This window comes from Streptomyces sp. NPDC037288, assembly GCF_055603265.1.
The window spans coordinates 77,215-90,232 of the sequence record NZ_JBVJVY010000014.1 but is presented as its reverse complement, the minus strand read 5'-3'; the positions used below and the strand labels follow the sequence as shown (position 1 = coordinate 90,232).

12 protein-coding genes and 2 pseudogenes are annotated in these 13,018 nt (G+C 73.1%); 5 read left to right on the top strand and 9 right to left on the bottom strand.

Annotated features, from left to right (window positions below; genetic code table 11):
* Positions 1-241: 241 nt before the first annotated feature.
* A complete protein-coding gene (locus ACZ7GZ_RS18530; RefSeq protein ID WP_471025231.1) occupies positions 242-1,072 on the bottom strand; it encodes an alpha/beta fold hydrolase in 831 nt (276 codons plus the stop codon).
* A gap of 103 nt (positions 1,073-1,175) precedes the next feature.
* On the bottom strand, positions 1,176-1,829 hold the full coding sequence (locus ACZ7GZ_RS18525; RefSeq protein ID WP_471025229.1) for an NADPH-dependent F420 reductase: 654 nt from the start codon (positions 1,827-1,829) through the stop codon (positions 1,176-1,178).
* A 122-nt stretch (positions 1,830-1,951) separates the two neighbouring features.
* Here ACZ7GZ_RS18525 and ACZ7GZ_RS18520 point away from each other — a divergent pair, with 122 nt between their 5' ends.
* Together ACZ7GZ_RS18520 and ACZ7GZ_RS18515 are read left to right on the top strand one after the other, a co-directional pair.
* Positions 1,952-2,839, top strand: coding sequence for an RNA polymerase sigma-70 factor (locus ACZ7GZ_RS18520; protein WP_471025228.1), 888 nt, complete (start codon positions 1,952-1,954; stop codon positions 2,837-2,839).
* Between the two features lie 239 nt (positions 2,840-3,078).
* Positions 3,079-3,840, top strand: a complete 762-nt coding sequence (locus tag ACZ7GZ_RS18515; protein ID WP_471025226.1) for a GntR family transcriptional regulator — start codon at positions 3,079-3,081, stop codon at positions 3,838-3,840.
* A gap of 114 nt (positions 3,841-3,954) precedes the next feature.
* Here ACZ7GZ_RS18515 and ACZ7GZ_RS18510 read toward each other — a convergent pair whose 3' ends face one another.
* Entirely contained in the window at positions 3,955-5,112 is a 1,158-nt protein-coding gene (locus ACZ7GZ_RS18510) for an ROK family transcriptional regulator (protein WP_471025224.1), read from the bottom strand.
* A gap of 90 nt (positions 5,113-5,202) precedes the next feature.
* Positions 5,203-5,412: pseudogene (locus tag ACZ7GZ_RS18505) on the bottom strand (response regulator transcription factor); the annotation flags it as partial.
* Positions 5,413-5,547: 135 nt separating this feature from the next.
* Here ACZ7GZ_RS18505 and ACZ7GZ_RS18500 point away from each other — a divergent pair.
* From ACZ7GZ_RS18500 to ACZ7GZ_RS18490, 3 genes and pseudogenes are all read left to right on the top strand, one after another.
* A pseudogene (locus ACZ7GZ_RS18500) lies at positions 5,548-6,468 on the top strand (ATP-binding cassette domain-containing protein).
* 2 nt (positions 6,469-6,470) lie between these two features.
* Positions 6,471-7,181: an ABC transporter permease gene (locus ACZ7GZ_RS18495; protein ID WP_471025222.1), complete on the top strand. Its 711-nt coding sequence runs from the start codon at positions 6,471-6,473 to the stop codon at positions 7,179-7,181.
* 41 nt (positions 7,182-7,222) lie between these two features.
* Complete coding sequence (locus ACZ7GZ_RS18490; RefSeq protein ID WP_471025220.1) at positions 7,223-7,663, top strand: hypothetical protein; 441 nt, start codon at positions 7,223-7,225, stop codon at positions 7,661-7,663.
* Positions 7,664-7,667: 4 nt separating this feature from the next.
* Here ACZ7GZ_RS18490 and mug read toward each other — a convergent pair whose 3' ends face one another.
* The 5 genes from mug to ACZ7GZ_RS18465 all read right to left on the bottom strand — a co-directional run bounded on the left by mug (position 7,668) and on the right by ACZ7GZ_RS18465 (position 13,009).
* A complete protein-coding gene (mug, locus tag ACZ7GZ_RS18485) occupies positions 7,668-8,165 on the bottom strand; it encodes a G/U mismatch-specific DNA glycosylase (RefSeq protein ID WP_471025218.1) in 498 nt (165 codons plus the stop codon).
* A 62-nt stretch (positions 8,166-8,227) separates the two neighbouring features.
* Positions 8,228-9,670, bottom strand: a complete 1,443-nt coding sequence (gene purB / locus ACZ7GZ_RS18480; RefSeq protein ID WP_471025216.1) for an adenylosuccinate lyase — start codon at positions 9,668-9,670, stop codon at positions 8,228-8,230.
* 117 nt (positions 9,671-9,787) lie between these two features.
* Positions 9,788-10,576 (bottom strand): SGNH/GDSL hydrolase family protein, encoded by a 789-nt coding sequence (locus tag ACZ7GZ_RS18475; RefSeq protein WP_471025214.1) that lies wholly within the window; start codon positions 10,574-10,576, stop codon positions 9,788-9,790.
* A gap of 73 nt (positions 10,577-10,649) precedes the next feature.
* Entirely contained in the window at positions 10,650-11,669 is a 1,020-nt protein-coding gene (locus tag ACZ7GZ_RS18470; RefSeq protein ID WP_471025213.1) for a hemolysin family protein, read from the bottom strand.
* On the bottom strand, positions 11,666-13,009 hold the full coding sequence (locus tag ACZ7GZ_RS18465) for a hemolysin family protein (RefSeq protein WP_471025211.1): 1,344 nt from the start codon (positions 13,007-13,009) through the stop codon (positions 11,666-11,668). The genes ACZ7GZ_RS18470 and ACZ7GZ_RS18465 overlap by 4 nt, the downstream gene beginning before the upstream one ends.
* Between the last annotated feature and the right edge of the window lie 9 nt (positions 13,010-13,018).

Below are 13,018 nucleotides of genomic sequence, written 5' to 3'. Positions count from 1 at the left end.
GGTGGCTGCCCGGGCCTCGTCGGTGAATCACGCTGGTGGTCGGCTTGGCCGCGTCGGTGAGGTAGCGCTGGCGGCTGGCCTGGCCGCGTCGGTGAGGTGGCGTGCTGGTGGCCGGGCCGGTGTCGTCAGCGAGGGGCTCGTTCTGCCGACGGACCGGGCGCGGTGCGCCTGGTCCGTCACACCGGCGGCGCCGCACCCGCCGCCCTCTCCGGGCCCCGGAGCCCGGCCGGGGCAGGCCGGTTCAGCGGCTGCCGTCCAGGATGACCCGCGCGACCAGCGCCGGGTCGTCGTTCATCGGGCAGTGTCCGCAGCCGGGCAGCCGTACCAGTCGCGCGTGCGGGATCAGCTGCTTGGCCCGTACGCCCTGACGACGGACGAGGAGCCGGTCCCGGCTGCCCCAGGCCACCGTGACCGGCAGGCCCGGCAGGGCGTCGGTGAACTGCACCGCGGAGCCCGCCCGCAGCGTCGCATCGAACCCGGCGGCGCCCACCAGCGCGAGTGTCTCGGCGACCACGGCCTGAGGGGCGCGGCGCGCGGGGCGTGCGTAGATGGTGCTCGTCAGCGCGGTACGGCCGGCCGCGGTACGCGAGAGCCGCTCCACCAGCGGCAACGGCAGCCGCTGGGCGATGCCCCGCATCGCGAGCAGCACCGCGAAGGCGTACCGGCGCTCGGCCTCCGTCCAGAATCCGGCAGGGGAGAGCGCCGTGACGGAGCGCACGAGCTTCTCCCGGCCCAGTTCCAGAGCGAGCAGGCCGCCCAGCGAGTTGCCCGCGATGTGCGGATGGTCCAGCTCCAGCTCGTCGAACAGGGCGCCGAGAACGGAGTTGGTGGTCGCCAGGTCGTAGGCGAGGCCGTCCGGCAGCCCCGGGGACGCGCCGAAGCCCGGCAGGTCGACGGCGATCACGTCGCGCTCGGTGGCGAGGATGTCCACGACCGGGTCCCAGGCCTGCCGGTGATGGCCGATGCCGTGCAGCAGGACCAGCGGTTCACCGTGTCCCACGCGCGCGTAGGACACGGCCACGTCCTTCGGGCCATGGGGAGTGGGGACCTTGAAGGAGACGGTGGCGGACATGGGGTGCTCCTCGTCTGGGTGCTGACGGACGCCATAGACAGCTTGTCAGCAATTGCTACCGGCTGGTAGCCCCTGGTCGGAGTACGTCTCGCTGCCGGAGCCGTCAAACCGCCCGGCGCACCTCGATGTTGAAGTCCGCGGTCCCGAACTGCCGCATCATGGTGAGCCACAGCGGCAGATACATCTCCATCGCCCGCGCCGCGCGGATCCCGCCCAGGTCCAGCACCCGCCGCGCAGGCCATCCGAACTCCCCGAGCAGGCCCGTCACCTGCTGCTTGGCCCCGGCGTCCTCGCCGCACACGAAAAGGTGGTGCTCTCCCGGCACCCGCCCCGGATCCACCATCACCTGACAGTTGACCGTGTTCAGCGCCTTCACCACGCGCGCGTGCGGGAAAGCCCGCTGGATCTGCTCGCCGACGCTGTCCGAGTCCACCGGGTCCAGACGCGCCTGGCCGTCCTCGAAGGCCAGGGGATTGGAGACGTCCACCACGACCTTGCCGTCGAGGTGCTCGGCACCGGCCGCCCGCAGGGCGTCGAGCGCCACCCGGCCGCCGACCGCGTTGATGACCACCTCGGCCGCGGCGGCCGCCTCCGCGAACGTGCCCGCGCGGGCGCGCTCCGCCGCTGCCGTGGCCCACTCCAGCGCCACCGGATTGTCCTTGACGCGGGAACCGAGGGTCACCTCGTGCCCCAGCTCCACCAGCCTGCCGCCCAGTGTGCGGCCCACCTCCCCCGTGCCCAGCACCGCGTACCGCATCGGCCACCTCCACGTCACCGGCCGCCGACCCCCGGCGGTCCGCGGTCATTGTGATCCGGACCGGCGCCGGACGGGCCGATTCCGGTTGGACACACCCGGCGCGTGTCGGATGGGATGGGGCGGTGACCACCGAGACCGCGACCGACCTCTTCGAAGCGCATCGCCCCCTGCTCATGGGGGTCGCCTACCGCATGCTCGGCCGGGTGGCCGACGCCGAGGACGTGGTCCAGGACGCCTGGCTGCGCTGGTCCCGCACCGACCGCGCGGAGGTCCGTGAACCACGTGCCTACCTGGTCCGCATCACCACCCGCCTGGCCATCGACCGGCTGCGCCAGGTGCAGGCACGCGGTGAGGCGTACGTCGGGCCGTGGCTCCCGGAGCCGTACCTCACCGGGTTCGGCGACGCCGCCCCGGACGCGGCGGACCAGGCCCTGCTCGCCGACAGCGTCTCCCTCGCCGTCCTGGTCGTCATGGAGTCGCTGTCGCCGCTGGAGCGGGCCGTCTTCGTGCTCAGGGAGGCGTTCGGCTACCCGTACGCCGAGATCGCCGTCCTGCTCGACCGCGCCGAGACGGCGGTACGGCAACTCGCCGGGAGGGCGCGCCGCCACGTCGACGAACGCCGGCCGCGCTACCAGGTCGACCCCGTCCAGCGGCGCGAGCTGACCGAACGTTTCCTCGCCGCGGCGGGCGGCGGTGACCTGGACGGGCTCATGTCCCTGCTCGCCCCGGACGTCCGCCTGGTCGGCGACAGCGGCGGCAAGGCCAAGGCGCCGGTGCGCATCCTGCACACCGCCGACAAGGTCGGCCGCTTCCTCATCGGCGTCGCACAGCAGCAGCTGCAGGCGGCCCTGTCGTACCGGTTCCTGGAGTCCAACGGCGGCCCGGCGCTGCTGCTGCTGTCCGACGGCAAGCCCGACAGTCTGCTCCAGGTGGACGTCGCCGACGGCCGCGTCACGACCGTGTACGTCGTCCGCAACCCGGACAAGCTGCGGCACCTCGCCGACAGCTGAATCCCGTGCGCCCCGCGAGCCCCCGTCCTGCGACGGGGGCTTTGCCGCGATGTCACACACGCCGGCGCGTGCGAACGCCTCATGAACGCTCCGCGGCAGGCCGGCTGAACGGCGCCCGAGGATCCAGGATTGGTCTTGACCAAGGGTGAAGGCCGCCCTATGGTCGCAGAGAAGTGCAACAACCTTTAATAAACAAGGGCGCTAAAAACCGCCGGACCACGGCTCTTGCGGAGGACAGGGTGGGGACCACGCAGCTGGAATCGGTGCCGGAACCGAAGTACTGGCATCTCAAGACCGTGCTCACCGAGGCACTGGACTCCGAGTTCTCGGTCGGCGAGATCCTGCCCAACGAGCGCGACCTCGCCGCACGCTTCGGCGTGGCCCGCGCCACGCTCCGCCAGGCCCTCGAACAGCTGGAGCTGGAAGGCCGGCTGCAGCGCCGCCGCGGCGTCGGTACGACCGTCGCACCCCCGCGCGTGGGCGTGGCCGTCGGCACCGAGCAGCACGCCTGGCCGGGCGCCGCCTCGGACGCCTGGCAGCCCCTCGACTGCGACCAGGCGGTGCCGCCCACGGCCGTCGCCACGGCCCTGGAGACCGGCGCGGACGAGCCCGTCCACACGGTGCGCCGCTCCCGGATGTCCCACGGCCAGCCGGTCGCCACCGAACTGCTCTACATCCCGGCGGCCGCGGTGCCCGACCTCAGCGCGATCGACGCCCCGTCCGGCCCGGCACGCGCGCGTGCGGTGCTGCGCGAACTCCAGCACCTGACGCTCGAGGGCCAGGACCGCGCCGTCGAGCTGGGCTCCGCCCGCGCGGAGGACGCCAAGGAACTCGACCGGCTCCCCGGCTCCCCCGTCCTGGTCGTCACCACCCGCTTCTTCGCCGAGGGCCGCACGGCAGCCCTCTCCCTGGCGACCTACCGGGCCGACACCTGCCGCCTGACCTTCGGTGACACGCCGGGAGTGGAAATACACCACGACCCGGAGCGCCGGGCTTCCTGATCACGGGGTACTTGCCGAACGCCGGGCAGGGCCGGCCAACCCAGTGGCGCGGGGAACCGCGCGAGCAACCCCGACGCTCCCGCAGTCGCGCGACGACCGGCACCGGATCGACGGTCAGCGTCTGCCCGTCGCCGTCCCGTCGACAGCGAACAACTGCTCCTCCACATGGTCCAGGGCCAGGCGCAGCGCCCCCGTAGCCACGGCCGCCTCACCCAACAGGGACAACGCCACCCGAGGCGGCCGCAGGCAGTAGCGGGCCAGCTCGCGGCGCAACGGCTCCAGGACGCCGTCGAGACCGGCCGCCCAGCCGCCGATCACGACCAGCTCCGGATCTAGCGCCAGCACGAGCGCGGCCACGTCGTGCACGAGCCGCTGGATGAACCGCTCCACGGCGGCCCGCGCCCGCTGGTCGCCCTGCCGGGCCAGCGCGAACACCTCGGCGACCGCCTGCTCGTCCAGCGGGTGCAGCGGCTCGTCGGTGGTGGACAGCAGCGTCTCCGGAGTCACCTCCCGGCCCAGCAGATGCAGCGCGCCGATCTCCCCGGCCGCCCCGCCGTAGCCGCGGTGCAGCCGACCGCCGATCAGCGCACCCGCGCCCGGACTCAGCCCGGCCAGCACGAACACCACGTCGTCCGACCCGGCCGCCGCGCCCTTCCAGTGCTCGGCGACGGCCGCCGCGTTGGCGTCGTTCTCCACCAGCACCGGGCACTTGAAGGAACGGCTGAGCCGCTCACCCAGCTTCAGCCCCGTCCACTGCGGCAGCGCCGTGCCCAGCCGTACCGTGCCGTCGGCCTCCACGATCCCCGGCGTACCCACGCCCACGGCCCGCAGCGACCCGCGTGCGACCCCGGCCCGCCGCAGCAGCTCGGCGACGGCGCCGCGCAGCCTGTCGAGCCGCTCGTCCGCCGTGGCCGTCTCGTCGACCTCCTTGGCCTGCGCGCCCAGTACCCGCCCGTCCAGGTCGGACAGCAGCGCGGCGACCCGGTGCGGCCCGATCTCCAGGCCCAGCAGATGCCCCGCCTCGGCCCGGAACCGGAACCGGCGCGCGGGCCGCCCCTGACGGCGCGCGGTGCTCTCGTCGGCGGCCGTCTCCACGACGAGCCCGCCCTCGATGAGCCCGTCGACGACCCCCTCCACCGTCGGCCGGGACAGTCCGGTGACCCGGGTGATCTCGGTGAGCGTCGCGCAGTCCGTGGCACGCAGCGCGTGCAGCACCACCGCGGAATTGATCCTTCGCAGCAGCGAGGGATCGCCGCCGGTCAGCTGCCCCACCGTCCGTCCTCCCAGCTCGCGCGCGTGTTGGGCGGATCGTACTCGGCCCGGCGCACCCCGGCGAGTGCCGGGTTCCGCATCAGGAGCGGCTCACCCCGGCTCGACGAACCCCGACTCGTACGCCGTGATCACCGCCTGGGTACGGTCGCGCGCGCCGAGCTTGGTGAGCACGGCGCTCACATGCGACTTCACCGTCTCCGTGCCCACGACCAGCCGTGCCGCGATCTCCGCGTTCGACAGCCCCCGCGCCATCAGCCGCAGCACCTCCGCCTCCCGCTCGGTCAGCCGGGCCCGCTCCAGCGGGTCGTCCCGCGCAGGAGCGGGCGCAGGAAGCGGATCGTTCGGGCCATGACGCCATCGTCGCAGGCGGCACCGACAACGGGCCTCCCCCGCGCGGGGGAGGCCCCGACACCCGCTGACGGCAAGGCTGTTGCCATGACCAGCATCGACGTACGCGACCTCAGCAAGGAGTACGGCGGACGGCGGGCCGTGGAACAGCTCACCTTCAGCGTGTGCCCCGGCCGCGTCACCGGCTTCCTCGGCCCCAACGGCGCCGGCAAGTCCACCACCATGCGCCTCGTCCTCGGCCTCGACCGGCCCACCTCGGGCACCGCCACGATCGGCGGCCACGCCTACGCGGCCCTGCGTGAACCGCTGCGCCGGGTGGGCGCGTTGCTCGACGCCCGGGCCGCGCACGGTTCCCGCAGCGCGCGTGACCATCTGCGCGCCCTCGCCGCGACCAACCGCATCCCGGAACGCCGGGTCGACGCCGTCCTGGAGGAGACCGGACTCGCCCAGGTGGCCCGGCGCCGGGTACGCACCTACTCCCTCGGCATGCGCCAGCGGCTCGGCATCGCCGCCGCCCTCCTCGGAGACCCCGAGGTCGTCCTGCTCGACGAACCCGCCAACGGCCTCGACCCCGAAGGCATCGTCTGGATCCGCACCCTGCTGCGCCGGCTCGCCGGGGAGGGCCGCACGGTGCTGGCGCTCCAGCCACCTGATGAGCGAGACCGCCGCCTTCGCCGACCACCTCGTGATCCTCGGACGAGGGCGGCTGCTGGCCGACACACCGGTCCGGGAGTTCATCCACGCGCGCGTACGGCCGCACGTCCGGATCCGCACCAGCGAGCCCGCCGCACTGGACGACCTGCTCGCCCGCCACGGCCTCGTCGCCTCCCGGGCCCGGACGGATCCCGCACCGTGCGGCACGCACGCGTGGACGACATCGGCCGGCTCATGTCCGAGGCGGGCCTGCCCGTCCTGGAACTCGCCGCGCGCGAGGCCACCTTGGAGGTGGCCTATCTCGATCTGACCGCCGCCGAAGCCGAGTTCACCGCACTGCCCAAGGAGGCCTGAGCATGGAGTTCGCACCCGTTCTGCACGCCGAGTGGATCAAGATCCGTACCCTGCGCCCGCTCGTCGGCAGCCTGGCCGCCGTGCTCCTCGTCACCACCGCGTTCTCGGCGCTCGCGGCTGCCGACGCCGACGGCTCGGACCCGCTGTACTCGGTGTTCTTCGGCGCGAGCTTCGGCCAGATCGCCGCGATCGCCTTCGGCACGACGGCCGTCTCGGCCGAGTTCCGGGGCGGCGCACTACGGCTGACCCTGTCGGCGGTGCCCGACCGGCTGCGGTGGTTCGCCGCCAAGGCCGCCGCGGTCGCCCTGCCCGTGCTGGCCGTCGGTCTCCTCACCGGGCTGGTCACCCTGCTGGCCGGGAAGTCGATCCTCGGCACCTCCGGCCCCTCCTGGGGCGAGGGCCTGCGCGGCGCGGTCGGCTGCGCCCTGCACCTGACGCTGATGGCGCTGTTCGCGGCCGGGCTCGCGGCCGTCCTGCGCAGCGGTGTGGCGACCCTGTCCGTGCTGATCCCGTTCCTGCTGATCGTGTCCTTCGTCATCGGCGACCTGTCCGGAAGCGTCGCCGACTTCCTCCCCGACCGGGCCGGCCAAGTCGCCCTGCACAGCACCTGGGACGGCGCCCTCGGCCCGTGGAGCGGGCTCGCGGTGACCGCGCTGTGGTCGGCGGCCGCCCTGCTGGCCGGGGCGTGGTCCCTGGACCGCAGGGACGCCTGACGGCACGCCAATTGTCAGTGGTGCCCGCTTTACTGGATCGCATGGACATCGCGAAGTGCCTGGCCCTCATCGACCTGCTGTGCGACCGGGAGTTTCCGGCGGAGCACGGCAGGACGGACGTCGGCACGGGCGGGCCCGGGTACCTGATAGCCGAGTTACAGACCAGCGGCGACTTCCACGAGGACGGCGACACCGAACGGGAGGAGACGGAGGAGCAGTACGACGCGGACCGGGACGCCCTCGCGGAGCGGCTCGCCGAGCGGTGGGGACCGGCCGACGCGTTCAGTCTGTCCAGCACCTTCGCGCGGGTCATGGAGGGCGAGGACGTCGACGAGCCATGGGCCGAGCTCGCCGCCCGCATACCCGATGTGGCCCTGTGGAAGGCACCGACGGGCCGCTGGGTCGCCCTGGGCGTGTCCCAGTGGGACGACGAGCTGCCGTTCCAGCTGCTGGCGGTGGTCACGTCCATCGACCCGCCCTGACCCGCTAGGCCGGCGCGGCGTCCCGCAGCCGGGCGAACTCCTCGGCCATCGTCGCCGTCGTCCAGTGCGCGTTCAGCCCGCTGGGGTTGGGCAGTACCCAGATCCGGCTGTCTCCGACGGCCCGCTCCTGCGGTCCGACCTGCGCGGTGCGGTCGCCGAAGGCGGCCCGGTAGGCGGTCACCCCGACCACGGCCAGCCACCGCGGCCGCAGCCGGGTCACCTTCTCGGTCAGCAGCCGCCCGCCCTCGACGTACTCCTCGGCGGTCAGCTCGTCGGCCCGCGCGGTCGCCCGTGCCACGACATTCGTGATGCCCAGCCCGTACGACAGCAGTTCCCGCTGCTCGGCGGGCTTCAGCAGCCTCGGCGTGAAGCCCGACAGGTGCAGCACCGGCCAGAAGCGGTTGCCGGGACGGGCGAAGTGGTGACCGGTCGCGGCCGTCATCAGCCCCGGGTTGATGCCGCAGAACAGCACACGCAGGCCGTCCGCGACGACGTCCGGCACGAGACGGTCGCGGGCGGCCTCCAGGTCCGCCCTGGTGAAGCGGGGTGCGCGGGGTGTGCGGGTCAGAGGATCGCTCCCGGGGCGTAACCGGCGGCCTCCGGGTGCCGCTTGACGATCTCCTCGATCCGGCCGACGACCACACCGACCTGGTCGGCGGCGGCGCCGGTGAAGGACAGCTTGTCGGCCATCAGCGCCGCGAGCTGCTCGCGGTCGAGGGGCAGGCGCTCGTCGCCGGAGAGCTTGTCGAGCAGGTCGTTGCGCTCGGCTCCCTGCTCGCGCATCGCGAGCGCGGTGGCCACGGCGTTCTCCTTGATCGCCTCGTGCGCGACCTCGCGGCCCACACCGGCCCGCACCGCACCCATGAGCACCTTGGTGGTGGCGAGGAACGGCAGATAACGGTCCAGCTCGCGGGCGACGACCGCCGGGAAGGCACCGAACTCGTCGAGCACGGTCAGGAAGGTCTCCAGCAGACCGTCCAGCGCGAAGAAGGCGTCCGGCAGCGCGACGCGGCGCACCACCGAGCAGGACACGTCGCCCTCGTTCCACTGGTCGCCCGCCAGCTCGCCGGTCATGGAGGCGTAGCCGCGCAGGATGACCATGAGGCCGTTGACGCGCTCGCAGGAGCGGGTGTTCATCTTGTGCGGCATCGCGGAGGAGCCGACCTGGCCCGGCTTGAAGCCCTCGGTGACCAGTTCGTGCCCGGCCATCAGCCGGATCGTCTTGGCCAGCGAGGACGGCGCCGCCGCCAGCTGCACCAGGGCGGTGACGACCTCGTAGTCCAGCGAGCGCGGGTAGACCTGGCCGACCGAGGTGAACGCCTGCGAGAAGCCCAGGTGCCGGGCGATCCGCTGCTCCAGCTCGGCCAGCTTCGCCGCGTCGCCGCCGAGCAGGTTCAGCATGTCCTGCGCGGTGCCGACCGGGCCCTTGATGCCGCGCAGCGGGTAGCGGCCGAGCAGCTCCTCGACGCGGCCGTAGGCGACCAGCAGCTCGTCGGCGGCGGTCGCGAAACGCTTGCCGAGGGTGGTGGCCTGCGCGGCCACGTTGTGCGAGCGGCCCGCCATGACCAGCTCCGCGTACTCGCCCGCGAGCTTGCCCAGGCGGGAGAGGACGGCCACCGTACGGTCGCGCATCAGCTCCAGCGACAGCCGGATCTGCAGCTGCTCCACGTTCTCGGTGAGGTCGCGGGAGGTCATGCCCTTGTGCACGTGCTCGTGCCCGGCGAGGTCGTTGAACTCCTCGATCCGCGCCTTCACATCGTGCCGGGTGACCTTCTCGCGCTCGGCGATCGAGGCCAGGTCGACGGTGTCGAGGACACGCTCGTAGTCGGCGATGGCCTCGTCCGGCACCTCGATGCCCAGGTCCTTCTGGGCGCGCAGCACGGCGAGCCAGAGCTGCCGCTCCAGTCTCACCTTCTGCTCGGGGGACCAGAGCGTGGCGAGCTCGGCGGAGGCGTAGCGTCCGGCGAGGACGTTCGGGATGCGGGGCTTGGCGGGCGCAGAAGTCACGTGTCCAGATTCTACTGGCGGTTTGTGCAGGCCAGCGCCACGCCCCCGTTCGGCGGAAGCTACGAGACGCCCGTCACGTGCACACGCCCGCCGCCAACCGCCGAGCAGTGCCCCGAGCTACGCCGGTCCCTCGTACGGCAGCAGCTCCGGCCGCTTGGCCGGGCGGCCGTCCCCCGAGGAGCGGCCGGTCAGGCGCCGGCCTATCCACGGCAGCAGGTGCTGCCGGGCGAAGCGCGCGTCCGCCACCCGGCGCGTCACCCAGCCCGGCGGGAGGGTGGCCGGCATCGGCACCTGCCACTCGGTGTCCTCCGGCTCGTACCCGAGCGTCTGCCACACCGCCTCGGCGACCCGGCGGTGCCCTTCCGCCGTCAGATGCAGCCGGTCCACGTCCCACAGCCGGGGGTCGCCGAGCGAGGGCGCCCCGTACAGGTCGACGACGACCGCGCCGTGCCGTGCGGCCAGCTCGTCCACGCAGGCGAACAGCTCCTCCATGCGCGGCCGGAACCGCTCCAGCACCGGGCCCTGGCGGCCGGGGCTGCGCATCAGCACCAGCTGCTTGCAGGACGGCGCCAGCCGCTCCACGGCCTCGGTCAGCAGTCCCTTGACGCGGCCCATGTCGCACTTGGGCCGCAGGGTGTCGTTGAGCCCGCCGACCAGCGTGACCACATCGGCGTTCATGGCCGCCGCCGTGGCCACCTGCTCGTCGACGATCTGCCCGATCAGCTTCCCGCGCACGGCCAGGTTGGCGTACCGGAACCCGGGTGTGCGGGCGGCCATCCGCGTGGCGAGCAGGTCGGCCCAGCCCCGGTAGGAGCCGTCGGGCAGCAGGTCCGACATGCCCTCGGTGAAGGAGTCGCCGACCGCGACCAGGCTGGTGTGCGGGGGAGTTGTGGGATTCGTCTGCATGGCGTGAGCGATGGTATCCCGGCTCCATACCCACCGGTCGGTCGCCCCGGATACGCCCGGCGGGATCCCCGCGTCATCCCGGTGCCGGCTGCCCGAACAGCTCCCGCAGCACGTCCTCCATGGTCACCAGGCCGGCCAGCCGGCCGTCGTCGCCGAGCACCGCCGCCACATGCGTACGGCTGCCGCGCATCGCGGTGAGCACGTCGTCCAGCGGGGTGCCCTCCCGCACGCGCGCGATGGACCGCATGTCCCGCAGCCGGAACGGCACGTCCCGCGGCGAGGCGTCCAGCGCGTCCTTGACGTGCAGATAGCCCAGGATCCGCCGTCCCACGTCGACCACGGGGAACCGGGAGAAGCCCGACTCGGCCGACAGCCGCTCCAGCTGCTCCGGGCTGACGCCCACGCGCGCGTACACCACCCGCTCCAGCGGCACCACGACGTCCCGTACGGGCCGGCTGCCCAGCTCCAGCGCGTCGTGCAGCCGCTCCTGCGCCCGGTCGTCGATCAGGCCCGCCTCGCTGGCGTCCTTCACGATCTCGGCGAGTTCGGTGTCCGTGAAGGTCGCCGCGACCTCGTTCCTGGCCTCCACCCGGAGCACCTTCAGCAGCCCGTTCGCGAAGGCGTTGATCGCGAAGATCACCGGGCGCAGGGCCCGGGACAGCGCGACGAGCGGCGGGCCGAGCAGCAGCGCGCTGCGCACCGGCTCGGCGAGCGCGATGTTCTTGGGCACCATCTCGCCGAGCAGCATGTGCAGGTAGGTCGCGAGGGTCAGCGCGATCACGAAGGACACGGCGTGACCCGCGCTCACGGGCACACCGGCCGCGCGGAACACCGGCTCCAGCAGGTGCGCGATCGCCGGTTCCGCGACCACACCCAGGACCAGCGTGCACAGCGTGATGCCCAGCTGGGCGGCGGCCAGCAGCGCCGAGACGTGCTCCAGGCCCCACAGCACGGCCTTCGCACGCCGGTCGCCCTCCTGGGCCAGCGGCTCGACCTGTGAGCGGCGCACGGAGATCAGTGCGAACTCGGCGCCGACGAAGAAGGCGTTGACGACCAGGGTCGCCAGCCCGACCAGCAGCTGTACGGCGGTCATCGTGCCCCCTCCGCGGTCTCGTGGGCCTGCTCGTCGTCCAGCGGCGCGTGCAGCAGCACCCGTGCCGCGCGGCGGCCGGTGGCGTCCACCACGTCCAGCCGCCAGCCCGCGACCTCGACCGTGTCACCGATCCGGGGTATCCGGCCCAGCAGGGTCGCGAGCAGCCCGGCCAGGGTCTCGTACGGCCCCTCCGGCACCCGCAGGCCCACCCGCGCGAGCTGATCGGTGCGGGCGGCGCCGTCGGCCGAGTACAGGGCCCGCCCGTGCTCGTCCGCCCCGGCGGGGGCGAGGTCCGGCGTCTCGTGCGGGTCGTGCTCGTCCCGTACCTCGCCGACGACCTCCTCGACGATGTCCTCCAGGGTCGCCACGCCGGCTGTGCCGCCGTACTCGTCGATGACGACGGCCATGGTGCGCCTGCCGCCCAGCCGGTCCAGCAGCCGGTCGACGGTCAGGGACTCGGGTACGAGCAGCGGCTCGCGCATCACCTGGGCGACCGTGCGGTGGCGCCGCTGGTCGGCGGGGACGGCCAGCACGTCCTTGATGTGGGCGGTCCCGACGACCGAGTCCAGGGTGCCCCGGTAGACCGGGAACCGGCTCAGCCCGGTGGCCCGGGTCGCGTTCGCCACGTCCTCGCAGGTGGCCTGGGTGTCGAGGGCGACGACCTGGACGCGCGGGGTCATCACGTTCTCCGCCGTCAGGTCGGCCAGGTTCAGCGTGCGCACGAACAGCTCGGCGGTGTCCGGCTCCAGCGCGCCCTCCTTGGCGGAGTGCCGGGCGAGCGCCGCCAGCTCCTGCGGTCCACGCGCGGAGGCCAGCTCTTCGGCGGGCTCCATGCCGAGCCGGCGCACGAAACGGTTGGCCGTGTTGTTCAGGTGCGTGATGAAGGGCCGGAACGCGGCGCTGAACAAGCGCTGCGGATTGCCCACCCGCTTGGCCACGGCCAGGGGTGAGGAGATCGCCCAGTTCTTCGGCACCAGCTCGCCGACGACCATCAGGAACACCGTCGACAGGGCCGTACCGAGCACGAGGGCGACCGAACTCGCCGTGCCCTCCGACAGGCCCATCGCCCGGAACGGGCCGGCGAGCAGCTTGGCGATGGACGGCTCGGCGAGCATGCCGACCACCAGGTTGGTCACGGTGATGCCGAGCTGGGCCCCGGAGAGCTGGAACGTCAGGTTCCGCGCGGCCTTCAGGGCGCCTGAGGCGCCGCGTTCGCCGCGCTCGGCGGCCCGCTCCAGCTCGCCGCGCTCCACCGTGGTCAGCGAGAACTCCGCCGCCACGAAGGCACCACAGGCGAGCGACAGCAGGATCGCCACCAGAAGCAGGAGCACTTCGGTCATCGGGTCACC